This is a genomic window from Vibrio nigripulchritudo (assembly GCF_027924785.1).
Lineage (GTDB): Bacteria > Pseudomonadota > Gammaproteobacteria > Enterobacterales > Vibrionaceae > Vibrio > Vibrio nigripulchritudo.
The window spans coordinates 738,796-757,715 of sequence record NZ_AP027049.1 but is presented as its reverse complement, the minus strand read 5'-3'; the positions used below and the strand labels follow the sequence as shown (position 1 = coordinate 757,715).

Genomic DNA, 18,920 nt, shown 5'->3' with positions numbered 1-18,920 from the left:
ACCTAGGGTTAAATTCGCTCTCATGCCTCATCGCCGTATTTTAGTTGTCGAAGATCACGCTCCAACTCGTGAATCTCTGGTTAAAGCATTACAATCTCAAGGCTACGATGTCCTCGTAAATATCACGGGGGAAGACGTCTGCCAGCAAGTGACCAATAGCCATCCACCAATCGACCTGGTTTTGTGTGATGTCGTTTTGCCTCAAGCAGATGGAACGGAAATTGCCCATACGCTTTCCCGAGAAAAATTATGCAAAGTAATTTTGGTATCCAGTAGAAAGTCTGACGAGGATCGCATTAAGGGACTTGCTCGTGGCGCAGACGACTACGTTGTTAAACCGTTGAATATGGTAGAAGTATTGCTGAGAGTGCAGGCAGTTTTACGTCGAAACGATATACCGTCCCATGAGCATGATCAGGAATCCATTTACATTCATGTGTATCCGGGGATCCGATTACACAAGGAAAATAAACTGCTGCTTCACAAAGACGGACGTGAGTTCCGCCTGACGGATGCCGAAAATCAAGCGCTGCTTTTTCTGATAGGAAATGCCGGAAAAGTATGCACCCGCCAACAATTGGTCAAGATAACAAAAAGCCAGAACTGGTCACCAACAGACCGCTCTATTGATATGCTTATTAGCCGCCTCCGAAAGAAGCTGGAAGCCAACAGCTCTCATGCCGAACTTCTGGTCACGATTCGTGGCAAGGGCTACATGCTGGCAACGCAATAACCCTCCCTACTTTTTAAACAGCAGTATCTGAGTGCGTAACTGAGTAATTTCTACGTCGTTAGGGTTGTCGACATAAAGCTCGATCCCTAGCGGCTTACGTTTTACTGGCACTTTATTATGCCTGGCTGCCATATTCGCCATTGACCAGGCGTTACCAAGAAAGTGGTAAGCACCGATATGCTCGACGACGTATGTGTCACTGGCTTTTAAATGCCCACAAATAAACGGCTCGGGCACGTCAATCGGCTCGCAAATCGGGTAACAGGTATGAAAATCGAAATGCATGGTTGCCATATCCATGGAGTCATAAAGCGCAAACATAGCGCCCGATGGTTCAATGCCACGCTCGGTCATAAACTCATCCAGCTTAACGATATCATCTTGCATGGTCGGTCCCATGTCCTGCATTCCGGCATCATTTTTCAAAGCAATGTAATGAGTTTCGGGTAGGTTGCTCTCCCCTACCAGTTTCAGCTCGGAATGGACTTCTCCTGTTTCAATCTGGCTTTTTAACATCAATAAACCGCGATCGTAGTCCATCCCAATCATCGACTTAAACATATTCTTTAAGAAAAACAAAAACCACGGCACTTTGCTTTCCATAATCCAGCTTAACTTTGCCCCGGTCTCCGTCTTTTCGGCGTTAAATTTTACCGTTGCTGTGGATTTAAAAGGGCGGAAGAAACTCAATGCCATGACCAGTCTGGTCGGCGATTTTTCGGTTAGCACCATGCCACCAGCGCCGACCAGGTTACCACTCCATTCATAGCCTGAATCGACTTGCCCGGCTTCTCCGCTGTATATCAGAGGGCAGCCTCGTTCCATGATCAACCACGGAGACCATTCTGGCCAGTTTTTAAAGTCACTGATGAATTCAATGAGTGATTCTGGTGTGGTGTCGATTTCGATGTCTCGACAAACTTGGTAGCTAAGCATTGTTTTCCTCATCCTTCCCTGAATGTTGTCTGATCGCATCCTAAGATCTTTGACCCTAGTTAATCTTGAACAATAAACCGTATGACTGCAACGTTACTGCTTCGCAACTTGCTGACAGTTTTACATCTAATACGCCTTGATGAGTCGTTTTCAGATTTTTGTTTTTCCAGCCGCCCTAAATACTCCATCGATTGAATAAAAAAAGAGCTCAAAAAGGAAGCCTCTCCTTGATAATTCCCTTAGTTCTACTAGGTTTTTAAAATAAGGAGAATAGACTCTGAGCTATTTGACCGCACAACTTATCATTGGCACTAAAAAACATAATTCTAGCCAATGAATACCTAACTCGTTGGCTAAAGGTATGTGAATGAAAGAGAAACAAATTGTCGTGATCGACGATTCCCAAGCCATTCTTATGGTCATGAAAACCATGCTGCTGGAACTGGGATTCGCAAATGTAGTCACGTCTTCTAACCCACGAAAAGCACTCGATTTAATCCGTAACCATCCCGAAAAATACAGTGCCGTTTTCACCGATCTCAATATGCCGGATATCGACGGAATGGAAGTGATCCGCCAGTTAGGAGAAAGCCGGTTTTCCGGGGGGGTGTGCATCATTTCGGACATGGAGAAGCGCATCATTCAACTGGCGGCAGACATTGCCAGGCAGCATGAAGTCTGCCTGCTCGGCAATATCTCAAAGCCTATTGATCTCAACAGCTTAAAACGTGCTTTAGATAAACTTCAGCAAATGGAAGAACGTAATTTCGTCCATTACAAGAAGATGTCCAGAGAGGAGTTGCGTGCCTGTCTCGATGCCCGTTTCATCACGCCTTACTACCAGCCAAAAGTGAACATCTACAAACACAAAGTCGATGGGGTCGAAGTGCTGGCAAGAATCTGCAAACCTGGCGTGCCTAAAGCCATTCTTCCGGGGCAGTTTATTCCTACTGCAATGCGCTACAACATGCTCGATGAGATAACTCTCCAGATACTGGAAAAGGCGCTGGATGATTTGCCCATGTTGTGTAAAGAATTTGGTAACAACGTACGAGTGAGTGTGAACCTTTCTCCTAACCAACTGATCGACCCTAAGTACCCCGATACACTGAATGATATGGTCACGGCGCGTGGTGTTGAGAAATCTCAGATTATTCTGGAAATCACTGAAGAATTTGCGTTAAAAAGCACTGAGCAGTTGGAGTCCCTAAATCGCTTCCGGATTCGTGGGTTTGGTTTGTCTCTGGATGATTTTGGAACGGGCTTTACCAACCTTCAGCAACTGCGAAACCTGCCTTTCACCGAAGTTAAAATCGACCGCAGTCTGATTACCGACATCCACTGCGATCAATTTAATCAGGTGGTGGTGAATTCGCTGGCTGACATTTCCAAGAAGCTGAACGTAACCTTGATTGCTGAAGGAATGGAGACCATCGAGGACTTGCATTATCTCGAACACAACTACCGAGACATGCACATTCAGGGATTTTTAATATGTACGCCGAAACCGGTAGACAGTTTGCTACGTTGGTACCACAGCTGGGCAAATGCCGAGCATTGATACCCCTTAAACCACCAGTGATTCGGAGCGCATTCCCCTCATATCGCATCCGTCTTCGCTGTAAGCTGGTGTGAACACAGAAAAACCATGCTGCTGGTAATAATCGGTGAGATAAGACTGTGCAGAAATAAACACTGGTGTAGAAAAACCATGTTCTTTCATCGCGTTCAGTGAAACACGCATCAGTTCATGTCCAACACCTGTTCCTCGGTGTGAGGCTTTCACCACCACACGCCCAATCGCGGTTTCTTTCTCACTGCCATCTAGAAAAGGAAGCACTTCAACTGGGTATCCCACCCCTTCTGGCAGCAGCCGCGCATAGGCAACCACTTCGTCTCCTTCAATACCTAAAACGTGCAACACGCCTTCCGCATGATCTTTGCCGTCTAGATCGGAATACGGTGCATTTTGCTCAACAATAAAAATGTCTACACGAAGCTTAAGCAGTTGATAGAGCTCAATATTAGTAATTTGTTCGAATGAACAGACTTTCCAGCGCATAGTGCCTCCTTATAAAAACCAAAAGGACTATAGTGGGCGCTGGGTTACGACTCATTAACTATTGTTAATATGCGTTTTAACGGGTCATCTTTTTAACAAATACCACCACAAACAGCGCCATGGTAAAGCTCCCTAAGAAAGCCTCGAAGGCAGCAATAAACCTTGCGAGTCCTATGGGGGAAATGTCACCGTACCCTAATGTTGTGAACGTCACCACACTGAAGTATAGCGCGTTAAGGAACTCTAAAAACGTCGCTTTATAACCATGAACGTCTGGGTAAATGGGATTTGAAGCCGTCGTGCCTAAAAAGAAGTAGGCCAAGGCACACATAAAAATCAGGCAAACCGAAAACATCACCACACGTATAGGCGATTCACCATACCCACAAAACAAATCGACGCCTTTGGAAATAATACGCTTAGAGCTGTATAGCGGCATTTGATAGCGCCTGAAGATCATCTCTTTTTTGAAGAAGTGACCTGCAATTTCAAACAACCCCTCTTTTTCACACTGTTTGCGGATACAGCGGGCGACTTCTTCTGCTTCCTGGCACAATTCAACCGCTTTCTTGGTGTCTTTGGCACTGATCGCATCCATGGCTTTGCGCTCTTGTTGCAATTGCTCGCCCCACTCCACGTTCTCTAACCGCGCACGACTGAGATCGGCACCGAGCAAATTACAGTTTTCCAGTTTGGCACAATGCAGGTTTGCGCCTGCCAACGTGCTTTTCATCAGAGATGAACCTCTAAGATCGAGCCCAAAGAAATGCGCATTACGAAGATCGGCACGATAAAAGTCGACGTCCCGACACTTATACCCTTCCCTGCAGCCTCGATTGACCAGATTAATGTCTTCCAGTTTGGCTCGTGACAACTGAAACCCATCCAGAGGTTTGCCATCTTTTGCCCACTGCTCAACCCGATATTTAACATCTTCATCTTTGCTTTTATCAATGTCTGGATCATGCCAATAGCACAGACCCGACTCGCCAGCAGGTTCGTCACACTGCCACCCGTCTGGACTGCAATACTTACATGTTCTTTTTTTTGTCATTGAGATACGCCTTAAAAAAGCGAGGAACCCCTGCCTCGCAAAAGAAACGAGATATGCATCACCTTTTTTAAGTGTAGGAGGGGATTTCTGAGGTCACAAAATGTGGCAGGTTAATTTATTGGGTTTCTGCCTCCTGTCTTAACCAGTGAACAAATTTATCGATAATCTCACTCTTATGATGCTGGATAAGAAAATAGCCCGCATCCACAGGTGTTTCAGTGAAAGGGCTGCACAACCTTTGATGCTTAAAGTCTTCATCCACTAGCGAACGCCGCCCCATGGCAACCCCGACTCCTGCTTCTGCCGCTGCCATTGCCATATCCGCACGGCTAAAAAAGTGCCCTTTAAGTTCAGAGGTCTTTATCCCGTTGTGTTTTAACCACATTTGCCACTCCACATCTTTGCCAGCATCTCGCCAAGCCATTGCATCGTGAAGCAACATGACCTTCTTCCAGACGTCAGGATCATTCCCCCAGTCATACTGACGCATTAATGCCGGAGACATTACTGGCAATAGCGCCTCTCTCATCAATAATTTGGCTTTGCTGTCGCTGTAAGGAATGGTTCCGTAGTCAATGACCAGATCAAAATCCCCACTGTAGGCGTCAACAATGGCAGCCTCGGCATAACTCTGAATTTGAATCTCAGGATACTCGCTATAGAATTTCTGCAATCTGGGAATCAGCCATTTGTAGGCGAAAGAAGGGGTAAGCTTAAGACGAATTTCCTGTTCCAGATTGAGATCAGTTTGGATGCTTATTATGGCGTGACGAATGTGGCTTAATCCCTGTTGAACGGCTTCAAACAGAACCTGTCCATTCTCATTGAGCTCAATACCTCGCGAGTGCCTTTTAAATAAAGGTGTTCCCAAAGCATTTTCTAACAAGGAGATCTGCTGACTGACGGCTCCCGTGGTCTTATGGAGAGCTCTGGCAGTGCGAGTAAAACTGCCCTCTCTTGCGGCAACTTCAAATGTTGATAAATGGTTTAGCACATTACTTTTCACAAGTTCCATTAGCTTTTCTCTATCAATTGCTTTTAGTTTTTCTACAGGCTAGCTGTAATATTTATCGATTGTTAATCAGATGTAAAGAAAAGACACTATCCACCGATTCTTGGAAATGAAAACTGTGGCGGTGCAGAAGACAATGAAAGCGCTTGTGATTGGTAGTGGTGTAATTGGTTTAACCAGTGCTTGGTATTTAAGACAAGCAGGGTTTGATGTGACTGTAATAGACAGACAGGCTCAAGCAGCATTAGAAACCAGTTATGCCAATGCAGGGCAGTTGTCTTATGGGTACTCAGCGCCCTGGGCAGCGCCCGGTGTGCCCCAAAAAGCGTTGAAGTGGCTGGTTCAGACACATGCTCCTCTCAAGATTTCTCCCCCTTTGAATACTGAAATGGTTGGCTGGAGCCTGAAAATGCTGGCTAACTGTAATACTGAAAAGTACCAGCAAAACAAATCCCGAATGCTTCGACTGGCGAATTACAGCAAAAGTTGCCTCAGCGAGTTAAAAGATCGTCTCCCTCTGAATTTTGAAGGCAAAGAACTGGGTACGCTTCAGGTATTTCGCCACGCTTCTCAACTTGATTCCATTGGCAAAGACATGCACCTTCTGGCGCAAAGTGGTGTTGAGCATCATCTACTCAATGTGGAGCAGTGTATTCAGAAAGAACCGGGGCTCGCGGCTGTAAAAGAAAAGCTGACCGGGGGGCTGTATCTCCCCAACGATGAAACTGGTGACTGCTATCTTTTTTGCCAGCAACTGGAACAAGAATGTCGCAAAGCGGGCATTGAATTTCACTACCTCCATCAGGTTAAAAAGATAGAGCACCAAAGCGGACAGGTCACAAAAGTGGTCACGGATAAGCAGAAGTTTGTTGCCGACAAATACGTTTTTGCAATGGGAAGCCACTCCGCCACTTGGTTAAAAACCCTTGGCATTAATTTGCCGGTTTACCCTGTGAAAGGCTACTCACTCACAGTACCTATTGAAGACAGTGATAATGCGCCAACATCAACGGTGATGGACGAGACATACAAGGTCGCGATTACACGGTTTGAAAATCGGATTCGCGTCGCCGGTACAGCTGAACTCGCAGGCTTTAGTCAGGATCTGCCACACAAACGAACCAGAACCATAAGCAAGGTACTGACCGATCTGTTTCCAAAGGCCAGTAATGTTTCAAAAGCAGAATACTGGACAGGGCTAAGGCCCATGACCCCAGATGGCACGCCAGTTATCGGTAAAACACCGTTAAGTAATGCATACACCAATACGGGACATGGCACTTTAGGATGGACACTGGCGTGTGGTTCAGGAAAGTTACTCGCAGATATCGTGGCAGAGAAAAAAGCGGATATTCAGCATGATGATCTCTCTTACTTCAGATATGTTCAATAATTCCGCCAAATGCGATCAAATCAGCATAAAGTCGAACAATCTTTCTTTGCCAATTACAAGATCATTATCGGTAACTTTATTTATATTAAAAATTAATTAACATCACGCTCTAATTTCGCGCAATTTTTAGCCAAAAAAACTCAAATTCCTAGCGGTACGTGCTCTACTTCACGGTAAAAACACGAACAAACCAAAAATATTAACAATCGGATTACATACGGGATTAATATGTTGTTCGCTTTTTACACAAACACAACATCAAAAATAGGGAAAGAGTCATGCAGTCACTCGTCGACTTTCTTAACGGAATAATATGGAGCCCGGCACTGATTTATTTGTGTCTGGGTGCAGGTCTGTTCTATTCCATCACTACACGCTTCGTGCAAGTACGCCATTTCGCTGAAATGTGGCGTCTTCTGTTATCAGGGAAAAGCTCTTCTAAGGGTATCTCCTCCTTCCAGGCTTTGGCCGTATCACTGTCTGGTCGTGTAGGTACTGGTAACATTGCGGGTGTTGCCGCAGCGATCGGTTTTGGTGGACCAGGTGCCGTATTCTGGATGTGGGTTGTAGCGTTCCTAGGCGCAGCAACTGCGTACGCAGAATCCACTCTGGCACAAATATACAAAGAAGAAGATGAAGGTGAGTTCCGTGGCGGACCCGCTTACTACATCGAAAAAGCGATGGGTCAGAAGTGGTACGCGTGGATTTTCGCTATCGCTACCATCTTTGCTTGTGGTGTTCTGCTTCCGGGTGTTCAGTCGAACAGTATCGGTAATGCAGTTGAAGCCGCATTTGGCAGTGGAATGATGATTGATACAGGTCTGGGCACTTACAGTTTTGCTAAAATCTTTACCGGTACCTTCATTTCTATCATTCTGGCTTTCATCATCTTCGGTGGTGTAAAGCGTATCGCCAACTTCACGCAGGTTGTCGTGCCTTTCATGGCCTTGGCATACATCATCATTGCGTTTGTCATCATCCTTCTGAACATTGGCGAGGTACCTCGTATCTTCGCAATGATCGTAGGTGACGCATTTACTCCTATGGCTGGCTTTGGTGCCGCTATCGGTTGGGGTGTAAAACGTGGTGTGTACTCGAATGAAGCAGGTCAGGGAACAGGCCCACATGCAGCGGCAGCAGCAAGTGTCGATCACCCAGCGCAGCAAGGGTTGGTTCAGTCTTTCTCAATCTACATTGATACGCTCTTAGTATGTTCGGCAACAGCATTCATGATTCTGATCACAGGTGCATACAACGTTCACGGTGGCGCAGAAGGTCAGTTCCTGATTCAGAACCTGCCAGCGACCATTGGCGCAAATGGACCGGTATTCACCCAGATGGCAATCGAGAGCACCCTACCGGGTGTAGGTAAACTGTTCATTGCATTTGCTTTGTTCTTCTTCTCTTTCACTACGATTCTGGCTTACTACTACATAGCGGAAACCAATATCGCTTACATCCGCCGCTCATTTAAGGTCAGTGGCATGATGTTTGTGCTTAAAGTGATTCTTCTGGCTGCGGTCTTCTATGGAACAGTCAAAACAGCGAACCTTGCATGGGCAATGGGTGACGTGGGTGTTGGCTTGATGGCCTGGCTGAACATCGTGGGTATTCTCATCATCTTCTTTATGGCAAAACCTGCCTTAAAAGCTCTGAAAGATTACGAAGAACAGCAGAAGGCTGGCGTATCTGAGTACACATTCAACCCAGTAAAACTTGGCATTAAAGGTGCCGACTACTGGGAAGAGAAATACAAGCGTAAAACGGGTCAATCCCCGAAAGCTGATGAAGCAGCAGACGGTGTAGAGCAACCGTCTACGTAACGAAAACTCAATAGCAAAAGGGATGGCTAGTGCCATCCCTTTTTTATTCTTTATGGGTTAACCAGCTTCACGAGTTTACCCACATTTTTGGGACCTACTTTGTTAACGGATTCCAGATAGGCTTCATCAACACATACTAACCAGTTATCCAAAGATTCATGATCATAACCGTCTGTGCGCTGAGGCGTGTTTTCCCATGTCCCTTTGAGTTTAATTTCATCTTTACCGCCTTCATACGAATAGAAGTAACTGAAATTAAAGCCCAAATCAGCGGTGTTACGACGAATATCGCCAGACACTCCCCAAGGAGCCTGAACTTCAATGTAGTCGCCTATCGGCATGTCTTCGCCAACATCGAGAACAATCGGTTCGCCAATCCAAACCTGAGCATTTTCCTGTTTTTCTTCACGAGAGACCTTCAACGTTTGGTTGATTGACCCTGGTTTTACAGCGCTTGCTTCACTCAGCAAAAACTGCAACAAGCTTGAATAGAATCGCATCTGAACTGGAGTTGGTGCATCCATCTCACCACACTGCCCATATCCATAAACCCCGGTTTGCCCGGCACCTTTGAAGAGCGTGACGTTTGGCGTTTCCAGCATTTCAATGCTGCCTTCAGGGGTAGAAATAATGGCGACTGACTGATCGAGACTGTTGAGATAGGTAACTTTACTTTGAGGTTGCCCTTCTGAATCGACTGAAAAATTGAGCTTGGTGAACGCCCCCCAAGATTTCAGAACCTCATTTTCTTCCGTTAGGCTTTTTGTATTACTCAGTAAGTCACCGAGTGTTAAGCCGTCTTCTGCAAAACTATTAGAGCTAAAAATCAACGCACTAGTGAACATTAAATATTTTGTTACTTTCATTTCATTACCATTGAGAGAGCAAGATAATCAATGTACCTTCGACACTTCCAACAAATCAGTAAGTCCGTGTAAGTATGGGTAATCAATATAAAAAATGCCCTCACATCGCTGTGAGGGCATTTTCAATTCTTTATTTCACGAATGAGTAAAAGAGGATTATTCCCACTCAATCGTTGCTGGTGGCTTACCAGAAATATCGTAAACCACGCGGGAAATACCATCCACTTCGTTGATGATTCGGTTAGAAACCTTACCCAGGAAGTCGTATGGAAGGTGTGCCCAGTGTGCTGTCATAAAGTCGATGGTTTCAACGGCGCGTAGCGATACTACCCAATCGTATTTACGACCGTCGCCCATTACGCCAACAGAGCGAACTGGCAAGAATACAGTGAATGCCTGAGAAACCTTGTTGTACAGGTCGGCGTTATGCAGTTCTTCAATAAAGATCGCATCAGCACGACGCAGTAGATCACAGTACTCTTTCTTGATTTCACCAAGAACACGAACACCCAGGCCAGGACCCGGGAACGGGTGGCGGTAAAGCATGTTGTAAGGAAGACCTAGCTCCAGACCAATCTTACGAACTTCATCTTTGAACAGCTCGCGAAGCGGTTCAACCAAGCCCATTTCCATATCATCAGGCAAGCCACCAACATTGTGGTGAGACTTGATAACGTGTGCTTTACCAGTCTTAGACGCCGCTGATTCGATAACATCTGGGTAGATTGTGCCTTGAGCCAACCATTTCGCGTTTTCAAGTTTCTTCGACTCTTCATCGAATACTTCAACGAATACGTGACCGATAGTTTTACGCTTCACTTCTGGGTCAGACTGACCTTCCAGTGCTTTAAGGAAGCGCTCTTCTGCGTCCACGTGGACGATATTCAGACCAAACTTGTCGCCGAACATGTCCATAACTTGCTCTGCTTCGTTTAGGCGAAGCAAGCCGTTATCTACGAATACACAAGTCAGCTTGTCGCCGATAGCACGGTGAACCAGCATGGCTACTACAGATGAGTCAACACCGCCAGACAAACCAAGAATCACTTCATCGTCGCCCACTTGCTCTTTGATACGAGCAACAGCGTCTTCGATGATGGATTCAGAGGTCCACAAACGCTCACATCCACATACGCCAAGAACAAAGTTCTCTAGCATCTGCAGGCCGTTTTTCGTGTGCGTTACTTCTGGGTGGAACTGAACACCGAAGTATTTCTTCTCTTCGTTCGCCATTGCAGCGTACGGACAAGTATCTGTCTCACCGACTTTCACGAAACCTTGTGGGATTTCTACCACTTTATCGCCGTGGCTCATCCAAACGTCCTGAGTTGCTTCAAGATCTTTGAAGAGTGAAGATTCGCCAGAAACTTCAACCGCAGCGTAACCAAACTCACGCTCGTCAGAAGTCGATACTTTACCACCAAGCTGTTCTGCCATGGTCTGCATGCCGTAGCACACACCAAGCAGAGGAACACCTGAATCGAATACGTATTGAGGAGCACGCGGAGAGTTTGCTTCCGTTACACTCTCAGGACCACCTGAAAGGATGATGCCGTCTGGGTTGAATTCGCGGATGTCCGCTTCTTCTACGTCCCAGCTCCAAAGTTCACAGTAAACACCGATTTCACGAACACGACGAGCAACGAGCTGCGTGTACTGTGAGCCGAAATCCAAGATCAGAATACGTTGGTCATGAATGTTTTTAGTCATTTTCTTTTCTCAAGATAGACAGTTGAGCATTGTCAAAATACGGGGAGAAGGCAGCCAGTTTGTCGCTGCCTCAGAATTTATTTGGCTTACTGACCAGTACGGTAGTTCGGCGCTTCTTTGGTCATTTGTACATCATGCACGTGCGACTCTTTCATGCCTGCACCTGAAATACGTACAAATTCTGCTTTCGTGCGCATGTCGTTGATCGTTGCACTGCCAGTCAGACCCATGCTTGAACGCAAGCCGCCCATTTGCTGGTGAACGATCTCTTTCAGGCGGCCTTTGTACGCGATACGACCTTCGATACCTTCAGGTACCAACTTGTCTGCTGCGTTATCAGACTGGAAGTAGCGATCAGAAGAACCTTTAGACATTGCACCCAGAGAGCCCATGCCACGGTAAGATTTGTAAGCACGACCTTGGTAAAGCTCAACTTCACCTGGTGCTTCTTCAGTACCTGCAAACATAGAACCAACCATCACGCAAGATGCACCAGCAGCAATCGCTTTACAGATGTCACCAGAGTAACGGATACCACCATCCGCGATGACAGGAATGCCGTATTCAGCAGCAGCATCTGCAGCATCAGAAATAGCCGTGATTTGAGGAACGCCAACACCTGTTACGATACGAGTCGTACAGATAGAACCAGGACCAATACCCACTTTCACTGCGCTAACACCAGCTTCAATCAGGGCTTTTGCACCTGTAGCCGTTGCAACGTTACCACCAATGATATCTAGATCAGGGTAAGCCGCGCGCGTTTCGCGAATACGGTTAAGCACACCTTCAGAGTGACCGTGAGAAGAATCAATAAGCAGAATGTCGACACCAGCTTCAACCAGAGCTTTAACACGCTCTTCGTTACCAGCGCCTGCGCCTACTGCCGCACCTACACGAAGACGACCTTGATCGTCTTTACATGCGTTAGGTTTACGCTCTGCTTTGTGGAAGTCTTTTGCAGTGATCATACCTTTTAGTTGGAACTCATCATTCACAACCAGTACTTTTTCAACGCGGTGCTCTTGCATCAGTTGTTGCACTTCTTCACGAGAAGCACCTTCTTTCACCGTTGCCAGACGCGCTTTTGGCGTCATTACGTCTTCTACTTTCTTAGTTAGATCGGTAACAAAACGAACATCACGACCTGTGATGATGCCTACAAGCTCGTTGTTATCAGCAACAACCGGGTAACCAGCAAAGCCGTTTTCTTCAGTCAGAGCCTTAACATCTTCAATAGTTGCTGTTGGTTTAACAGTAACAGGAGCAGTAACGACACCTGCTTCAAAAATCTTTACTAGGTGCACCTGATGAGCTTGTTGCTCAATAGACATGTTTTTGTGGATAAAGCCGATACCACCTTCTTGCGCTAGCGCGATTGCCAGGCGAGCTTCCGTTACCGTATCCATAGATGCGGAGATCATAGGAATGTTAAGAGTGATGTTTTTTGTTAGCTGAGTGCGAAGATCAGCTGTATTCGGAAGAACAGTAGAATGTGCCGGGACGAGTAGAACGTCGTCAAAAGTTAAAGCTTCTTTTGCGATTCGTAGCATTTGCAATATCTCACAACAGGGTGTTAATAGGAATAAATCCAAGCTTTATCGTTTCGCATAATAAAGTGATTTGGATTTGATATTGCAGCCGGATTATACGCACAGGGCAATCGCTTTACCACACATTTTTTTATTTTTTATTTGCATTCACCCCCTTGATATGTATTATATTGCCGCTAATTTCCATATTCACGCCTTCGAGATTAGTTGTGTCTTCTCTGACCAATAATAATATTTTCACTGTATCCCGTCTGAATTCCGAAGTTCGTTTATTACTCGAAAATGAAATGGGCATCGTCTGGCTGGTTGGCGAAATTTCTAATTTTTCTGCTCCCGTCTCCGGGCATTGGTATTTCACGTTAAAAGATGCTCGTGCACAGGTGAAATGCGCCATGTTTCGCGGCAATAATCGTCGGGTAACGTTTAAGCCACAAAACGGAAATCAGGTTTTAGTGAAAGCACGCCTTTCTCTATACGAGCCTCGTGGCGACTACCAATTAATCATCGAAAGCATGCAGCCCGAAGGCGATGGTCGACTTCAGCAAGAGTTTGAAGAGCTGAAAATGAAACTCGCGGCAGAAGGGTTATTCGCTCAAAGCTCCAAGCAACCTTTGCCAGAGAACCCAAAGCAGGTCGGTGTTATTACCTCCAAAACTGGTGCGGCATTACACGATATTCTGGACGTGTTAAAGCGCCGCGATCCTAGCCTGCCGATTGTGGTTTACCCAACCATAGTTCAGGGAGAGCAAGCTGCTATATCAATTGCTCAGGCGATTGGCAGAGCCAATGAACGCAACGAGTGCGATGTACTGATTGTCGGACGAGGCGGTGGCTCTTTGGAAGATCTGTGGTGTTTTAACAATGAAATCTTAGCGCGTACGATTGCTGCCAGTCAGATTCCGATTGTTTCCGCAGTGGGTCATGAAGTGGATGTGACCATTGCCGATTTTGTTGCTGATGTTCGGGCCCCTACCCCTTCAGCCGCGGCAGAATTGGTGAGTCGGGATAACAATCACAAAGTACTTTCACTACGCCAAAAGCAGCAAAGCCTGCATCAAAGTTTCCAGCGATTCTTATCAGAGCATAAAATGGCTCTGTCTCAGCTAGAGAGAAAGCTAGAGCGTCAACACCCTAGCTTTCAGTTGCAACAACAGAGCCAAAGGTTGGATGAATTAGAACAACGTCTGCATTCTGCTGTGATGAAAAAGCTGTCTTCGCATCAGCTTAAGATAACCTCGCTAGAGCACAGACTTGCACTAAATAGCCCGGAACAAAAGCTCAATCATCTCAGTAACCGTTTATCCAATAGCAAAACCAAGCTGTTTGATGCGATGGACAGACAACTGCTTTTATCACGGCATCAGTTGTCTCTGGCAGCCGAGAAACTGGATACGGTCAGCCCGCTGGCAACGTTAAAACGTGGATACAGTATTACACAGCTTGAGAATGGGAAAGTTGTAACAACAGATAAGAGTGTTGAAGCGGGTGATGTATTGGTCACCCGACTGGCTGAAGGTGAAATTCGTTCGATCGTATCGGAATAATATCTGTTAGAAAGTGCTTCTATAAAGCTGACTCACTCTCTAGCTTGTAAACGAATTTTACTCGAGATTTAGACTTAAGCTCATTGCAGCTATGACAAAAATAGCTTGCGGAACCACATGCCTGAAGCTTTTCTAAAGGCATATTACAATCTGGGCAGTTCGCCAGCTTCTGGTAGTCTTCTTCGCAAAAATCACAATGGTATAAGCCGCCATTCCACCTTAGTTCACTGTCGCATTTTTTGCAGCTATTCTCGGTCATACTAATACCTCAAAACAATTGATCCCCAGCGACCTTTCCTGCTGGGATAAATTGATAATGCGATTATCTACGCTGAGTCGCTTTGATCTGAATCACGTCTTGTTGCAAAGAAATTTTCGTGCTTCTAACTCTCTATTTTTTCTGTAATATGGATGTGACAGCACTAGTTACACCTCACATGCAGATCTTTCCCGATCTTTTGCTAGATGACATATGATCAGCGATCAGCCTCAAAAAGAACATTTATATAACCACACCCCGAAAGCATAAGTTACATGTGCTGTTTTTGGATTTTAATTGAAATAAAAATCCACCAGAAACATAAATAAGCAGATTTATCCATATTTTGTATTCGATCAAAAAACAGATGGCGATAGAATGTAAATGGAAATTACAACATGTGTTTTTCAACATAACTATCTGATTTTAAATAATTCAACCAAACTTTGTTGAAAAAAATGCCTGATCTTACTCCAAATATCTCATTCATTTTCGACAGACACAAAAAAAGCGCCTTTCAGCGCTTTCTTCTATCACAGTTTTGCTTTCTACCTGTCTCGGTTCTTCATCATGGTCATTAAACGCTTGCGTTTACGCTCCTGTGAAAGAGTCAGCTTGTTGGACTTGCCCTCAAATGGGTTGTCGCTGCTCTGGAAACGAATTCGAATCGGCGTCCCCATGATTTCCAACGAACGACGATAGTAATTCATCAGGTAGCGCTTGTATGAGTCCGGTAATTCATGAACCAGGTTACCGTGTACGACAACGATTGGTGGGTTATAACCACCAGCGTGCGCGTATTTTAACTTCACACGACGCCCACGTACCATTGGTGGCTGGTGATCGTCTTGTGCCATCTTCATGATACGGGTCAGTACCGAAGTACCTACGCGAGTTGTGGCAGATTTGTAAGCTTCTTGAACCGACTCAAACAAATGACCAACGCCAGTACCGTGCAGCGCAGAAATAAAATGAATACGAGCAAAGTCAACAAAACCCAGACGGCGATCGAGCTCTTTCTTAACCTGCTCTTTTACATCGGTATCCAGACCATCCCACTTATTCACAGCGATAACGATCGAGCGACCAGCGTTCAACGCAAAGCCGAGTAGACTTAGGTCCTGATCAGAGATATTTTCACGTGCATCAATAACTAAAAGGACAACGTTCGCATCTTCAACCGCTTTAAGCGTCTTAACCACTGAGAACTTCTCAACGGTTTCATTGATACGAGTACGACGACGTACGCCAGCAGTGTCGATAAGCACGTATTCGCGCTCGTCACGTTCCATTGGGATGTAGATAGAGTCACGTGTTGTGCCAGGCATGTCGTAAACAACCACTCGCTCTTCACCAAGAATTCGGTTGGTTAACGTAGACTTACCAACATTTGGACGACCAATGATTGCCAACTTAATAGGCTGGTCTTGAAGACGCTTAAATTCCGCTTCCGCTTCTTCTTCGGTGTAATCCAGTTTTTCTTCTTCTGGATCTTCAAATTCTGTCAGGTCTTCTAATTCGCCTTCGACCTTTGCGGCAAACTCTTCAGCAAATGGGTTGAGCGCGCGATCAATCAGAGCCGCTACACCACGACCATGAGCCGCAGCAATTTGGTACATGTCATCAACACCCAGCTTCCAGAAATCGGCACAGGCTGAATCGGCATCAATACCGTCTACTTTGTTCACCACCAGCATGGCTGGCTTTTCAATTTTTCGAAGGTGCTGAGCAATAGCTTCATCCGCTGGTGTTAGCCCCGCGCGACCATCCACCATAAACAGAACCACATCGGCTTCATCAATCGCAGCCAGAGACTGCTCCGCCATTTTGGTTTCTACACCTTCTTCTGTACCGTCGATACCACCAGTATCAATAACGATGAATTCGTGTTCACCCAGTTGAGCCTGACCGTATTTACGATCCCGGGTCAAACCAGGAAAGTCAGCGACCAACGCATCTCGTGTGCGAGTCAGACGGTTAAACAGCGTCGATTTCCCCACATTAGGACGCCCAACCAGAGCAACTACAGGAATCATACGTACCTCTACAATCTCTATTCTTAATGTAGCTATAGGTAAACTGTGGATGATCTTTCCTGAGTTTACCTATAACCACATGGGTTAATTATCAATAAAACGGCTCTTGACTGAGAGCAGCCAAGAGCCGTTTGTGAATTATATCACGTTATCTACTGAATCTGCATTTTCTTTACAGAGCCAGAGCGTGTCACCACTACGTAGCTTTGATCAACAACCACAGGACCTACAGCAAAACCGCTGTCATCCACAAGTTGCTGAGCGACAAACTCGCCAGAGTCCATATCAAGCCAGTGCAAGTAACCTTCTGTATCGCCAACAACCAGACGTCCGTTAACAATGCTTGGTGCGGTGAGCAGGCGATGCTCTAACTGATTGTTACTCCAGATCTCGGTGCCACTTCGTGCATCAACGGCAATCAAATGATCTTTATCGGTAACCAGATACAGATTTGTACCATCCGTAACCATATCCGTCGCTGATGAATAGGTACGTTTCCAAGTAGGCGCACCCGATCTTAAATCTATGGCAACTAACTGACCATTGACACCTACGATGTACAAGGTGCTGCCGATGATAACCGGAGAGGCATCTGCATCAACCAGGCGATCAATTTCTGTAGAACCTTTTGGTGTGCCTACAGGTTGCTGCCAGATAAGCTGACCACGGGCCACAATCGCTGCTGCAATTCGACCATTAGCGGTTCCCCAGAACACGCCACCAGAAATTGTCACTGGTGTGCTATCACCACGCAATGTCAGCGCGGGTACTTCTGAGCTCACTGTCCACTCTTCAGAACCATCTTCCTGGTTTAGAGCAACCAAGACACCGCGAGAGGTATGAACCATAACCAGGTTTGCGTCAGTTGCTGGAGAAGCGAGGACTTCACCTTCCACTTTCGAACGCCAAAGCAGCTCACCGTTCTCAGCCGATAGTGCAATCAGCTCACCGTTTTCACTGCCGATGAACAGCTTGCCATAAGCTGCTGCAATACCACCGGACAAACGTGCCGTAGTTTCAGACTCAATAGTCACTGACCAGTTAGACTTGCCAGTGTTTGGGTCAAGCGCTTTGACCTGACCGTCACGACTCGCGACAAAAACATTGTCGTATGCATAAACAGGCTTTAACTTCGAAAAGTAGTGCCCTACTCCATCACCAATAGAAGCAGACCATTCTCTCTCTGGAGTGAACTGACTTTCCACAACGGGCAATGGTGCCATGACGATGGTGTCTTCTTCACCGGCACAGCCTGCTAAACCTGCAACAGCCAGCGCGCACATCAAAGCTCGGTTGAGCACTTTCTTCATTCGATGTAACCCTTACTTCGCCAGATCGTCCAGCTTCATTTGTAACGCTTGGCTTGTGTCAGACTGCTGCTGCGCTTCAGAGTAAGCAGCATAAGCGCCTTCGGTGTTGCCCTGACGAAGCAGAATGTCACCACGAAGCTCCGCAATTCGACCTGCCCAACCAGCTTCTTTCACTGAATCTAGCTTAGTCAGCGCATCATCAAATTTTTCCTGCTCTGCCAATACTCGCGCTTCACGCACTGTAAGAAGAGAAACGATTGACTCATCTTTGGTGTTCGTTTTCGCCCAGCTTAGTTGCTCAAGTGCTTTGTCTAGCTCACCCGCTTCAACAAACGTTTTCGCCAGTTGAAGTGCAGCCAATACGGAGTATTGAGAATCTTTGTTTGCTTCAATAAATGCCAATGCATCAGAAGAAGACTCGGCACCAGATGTCTGAATTTGCTTTAGCACACCATCGTACGCCAAAGAGGCAGCATTCTGAGCATCAGCTTGTGAGTCTTGATAGAAACGCCAGCCAAAAATACCACCTAAGCCAACCACCGCACCTACGATGACCGCTTTACCATTCTCTTTCCACCATTCTTTAATGGCTTCTACCTGTTGTTCTTCAGTATCGTAGAGTTCCACGT

At 46.0% G+C, this 18,920-nt stretch carries 16 protein-coding genes; 5 read left to right on the top strand and 11 right to left on the bottom strand.

Going from position 1 to position 18,920, the window contains the following annotated elements:
• The first annotated feature begins 22 nt into the window (after positions 1-22).
• Positions 23-733 carry a response regulator transcription factor gene (locus QMG91_RS03645; RefSeq protein WP_004400774.1) on the top strand — a complete coding sequence of 237 codons (711 nt, stop codon included), beginning with the start codon at positions 23-25 and terminating at the stop codon, positions 731-733.
• A gap of 6 nt (positions 734-739) precedes the next feature.
• On the opposite strand, the gene QMG91_RS03640 is transcribed toward QMG91_RS03645, so the two are convergent.
• Positions 740-1,669 carry an SRPBCC family protein gene (locus QMG91_RS03640; protein ID WP_022590168.1) on the bottom strand — a complete coding sequence of 310 codons (930 nt, stop codon included), beginning with the start codon at positions 1,667-1,669 and terminating at the stop codon, positions 740-742.
• Positions 1,670-2,036: 367 nt separating this feature from the next.
• On the opposite strand from QMG91_RS03640, the gene QMG91_RS03635 reads away from it, so the two are divergent.
• Positions 2,037-3,230, top strand: coding sequence for an EAL domain-containing response regulator (locus tag QMG91_RS03635; RefSeq protein WP_200766723.1), 1,194 nt, complete (start codon positions 2,037-2,039; stop codon positions 3,228-3,230).
• Positions 3,231-3,236: 6 nt separating this feature from the next.
• On the opposite strand, the gene QMG91_RS03630 is transcribed toward QMG91_RS03635, so the two are convergent.
• The 3 genes from QMG91_RS03630 to QMG91_RS03620 form a co-directional block, all read right to left on the bottom strand.
• Positions 3,237-3,731, bottom strand: coding sequence for a GNAT family N-acetyltransferase (locus QMG91_RS03630; RefSeq protein ID WP_281828955.1), 495 nt, complete (start codon positions 3,729-3,731; stop codon positions 3,237-3,239).
• A 76-nt stretch (positions 3,732-3,807) separates the two neighbouring features.
• A complete protein-coding gene (locus QMG91_RS03625) occupies positions 3,808-4,785 on the bottom strand; it encodes an ion channel (protein ID WP_281828953.1) in 978 nt (325 codons plus the stop codon).
• Between the two features lie 115 nt (positions 4,786-4,900).
• Positions 4,901-5,800: a LysR family transcriptional regulator gene (locus tag QMG91_RS03620; RefSeq protein WP_281828952.1), complete on the bottom strand. Its 900-nt coding sequence runs from the start codon at positions 5,798-5,800 to the stop codon at positions 4,901-4,903.
• Between the two features lie 133 nt (positions 5,801-5,933).
• Between QMG91_RS03620 and QMG91_RS03615 the strand changes: the two genes are divergently transcribed.
• Complete coding sequence (locus tag QMG91_RS03615) at positions 5,934-7,190, top strand: D-amino acid dehydrogenase (RefSeq protein ID WP_281828950.1); 1,257 nt, start codon at positions 5,934-5,936, stop codon at positions 7,188-7,190.
• A 278-nt stretch (positions 7,191-7,468) separates the two neighbouring features.
• Positions 7,469-9,013, top strand: a complete 1,545-nt coding sequence (locus QMG91_RS03610) for an alanine/glycine:cation symporter family protein (RefSeq protein WP_022590164.1) — start codon at positions 7,469-7,471, stop codon at positions 9,011-9,013.
• Positions 9,014-9,063: 50 nt separating this feature from the next.
• On the opposite strand, the gene QMG91_RS03605 is transcribed toward QMG91_RS03610, so the two are convergent.
• From QMG91_RS03605 to guaB, 3 genes are all read right to left on the bottom strand, one after another.
• Positions 9,064-9,879, bottom strand: coding sequence for a hypothetical protein (locus QMG91_RS03605; protein WP_281828947.1), 816 nt, complete (start codon positions 9,877-9,879; stop codon positions 9,064-9,066).
• A gap of 156 nt (positions 9,880-10,035) precedes the next feature.
• Complete coding sequence (gene guaA, locus QMG91_RS03600; RefSeq protein ID WP_004401985.1) at positions 10,036-11,589, bottom strand: glutamine-hydrolyzing GMP synthase; 1,554 nt, start codon at positions 11,587-11,589, stop codon at positions 10,036-10,038.
• 86 nt (positions 11,590-11,675) lie between these two features.
• Positions 11,676-13,142, bottom strand: a complete 1,467-nt coding sequence (guaB, locus tag QMG91_RS03595) for an IMP dehydrogenase (RefSeq protein WP_004401984.1) — start codon at positions 13,140-13,142, stop codon at positions 11,676-11,678.
• A 287-nt stretch (positions 13,143-13,429) separates the two neighbouring features.
• Between guaB and xseA the strand changes: the two genes are divergently transcribed.
• Positions 13,430-14,686 carry an exodeoxyribonuclease VII large subunit gene (xseA, locus tag QMG91_RS03590; protein ID WP_409351259.1) on the top strand — a complete coding sequence of 419 codons (1,257 nt, stop codon included), beginning with the start codon at positions 13,430-13,432 and terminating at the stop codon, positions 14,684-14,686.
• Positions 14,687-14,705: 19 nt separating this feature from the next.
• Here the strand turns inward: xseA and QMG91_RS03585 are convergent, their stop codons facing one another.
• The 4 genes from QMG91_RS03585 to QMG91_RS03570 form a co-directional block, all read right to left on the bottom strand.
• Positions 14,706-14,945: a zinc ribbon domain-containing protein gene (locus QMG91_RS03585; RefSeq protein ID WP_004401982.1), complete on the bottom strand. Its 240-nt coding sequence runs from the start codon at positions 14,943-14,945 to the stop codon at positions 14,706-14,708.
• A 548-nt stretch (positions 14,946-15,493) separates the two neighbouring features.
• Positions 15,494-16,981, bottom strand: a complete 1,488-nt coding sequence (gene der, locus QMG91_RS03580) for a ribosome biogenesis GTPase Der (RefSeq protein ID WP_281828942.1) — start codon at positions 16,979-16,981, stop codon at positions 15,494-15,496.
• 152 nt (positions 16,982-17,133) lie between these two features.
• The gene (gene bamB, locus QMG91_RS03575; RefSeq protein ID WP_281828940.1) at positions 17,134-18,291 is read right to left on the bottom strand and encodes an outer membrane protein assembly factor BamB; all 1,158 of its coding nucleotides are present in this window, start codon (positions 18,289-18,291) and stop codon (positions 17,134-17,136) included.
• A gap of 12 nt (positions 18,292-18,303) precedes the next feature.
• A complete protein-coding gene (locus QMG91_RS03570; RefSeq protein WP_281828938.1) occupies positions 18,304-18,918 on the bottom strand; it encodes a YfgM family protein in 615 nt (204 codons plus the stop codon).
• Positions 18,919-18,920: the final 2 nt, after the last annotated feature.

Bases quoted from the DNA above. Each gene is read 5' to 3' on its own strand.
- QMG91_RS03625 (WP_281828953.1), bottom strand. From the start codon at position 4,785: ATGACAAAAAAAAGAACATGTAAGTATTGCAGTCCAGACGGGTGGCAG.
- QMG91_RS03615 (WP_281828950.1), top strand. From the start codon at position 5,934: ATGAAAGCGCTTGTGATTGGTAGTGGTGTAATTGGTTTAACCAGTGCT.
- QMG91_RS03585 (WP_004401982.1), bottom strand. From the start codon at position 14,945: ATGACCGAGAATAGCTGCAAAAAATGCGACAGTGAACTAAGGTGGAAT.
- der (WP_281828942.1), bottom strand. From the start codon at position 16,981: ATGATTCCTGTAGTTGCTCTGGTTGGGCGTCCTAATGTGGGGAAATCG.
- guaB (WP_004401984.1), bottom strand. From the start codon at position 13,142: ATGCTACGAATCGCAAAAGAAGCTTTAACTTTTGACGACGTTCTACTC.
- guaA (WP_004401985.1), bottom strand. From the start codon at position 11,589: ATGACTAAAAACATTCATGACCAACGTATTCTGATCTTGGATTTCGGC.
- QMG91_RS03605 (WP_281828947.1), bottom strand. From the start codon at position 9,879: ATGAAAGTAACAAAATATTTAATGTTCACTAGTGCGTTGATTTTTAGC.
- xseA (WP_409351259.1), top strand. From the start codon at position 13,430: ATGGGCATCGTCTGGCTGGTTGGCGAAATTTCTAATTTTTCTGCTCCC.
- QMG91_RS03645 (WP_004400774.1), top strand. From the start codon at position 23: ATGCCTCATCGCCGTATTTTAGTTGTCGAAGATCACGCTCCAACTCGT.
- QMG91_RS03640 (WP_022590168.1), bottom strand. From the start codon at position 1,669: ATGCTTAGCTACCAAGTTTGTCGAGACATCGAAATCGACACCACACCA.
- QMG91_RS03620 (WP_281828952.1), bottom strand. From the start codon at position 5,800: ATGGAACTTGTGAAAAGTAATGTGCTAAACCATTTATCAACATTTGAA.
- QMG91_RS03635 (WP_200766723.1), top strand. From the start codon at position 2,037: ATGAAAGAGAAACAAATTGTCGTGATCGACGATTCCCAAGCCATTCTT.
- bamB (WP_281828940.1), bottom strand. From the start codon at position 18,291: ATGAAGAAAGTGCTCAACCGAGCTTTGATGTGCGCGCTGGCTGTTGCA.
- QMG91_RS03630 (WP_281828955.1), bottom strand. From the start codon at position 3,731: ATGCGCTGGAAAGTCTGTTCATTCGAACAAATTACTAATATTGAGCTC.
- QMG91_RS03610 (WP_022590164.1), top strand. From the start codon at position 7,469: ATGCAGTCACTCGTCGACTTTCTTAACGGAATAATATGGAGCCCGGCA.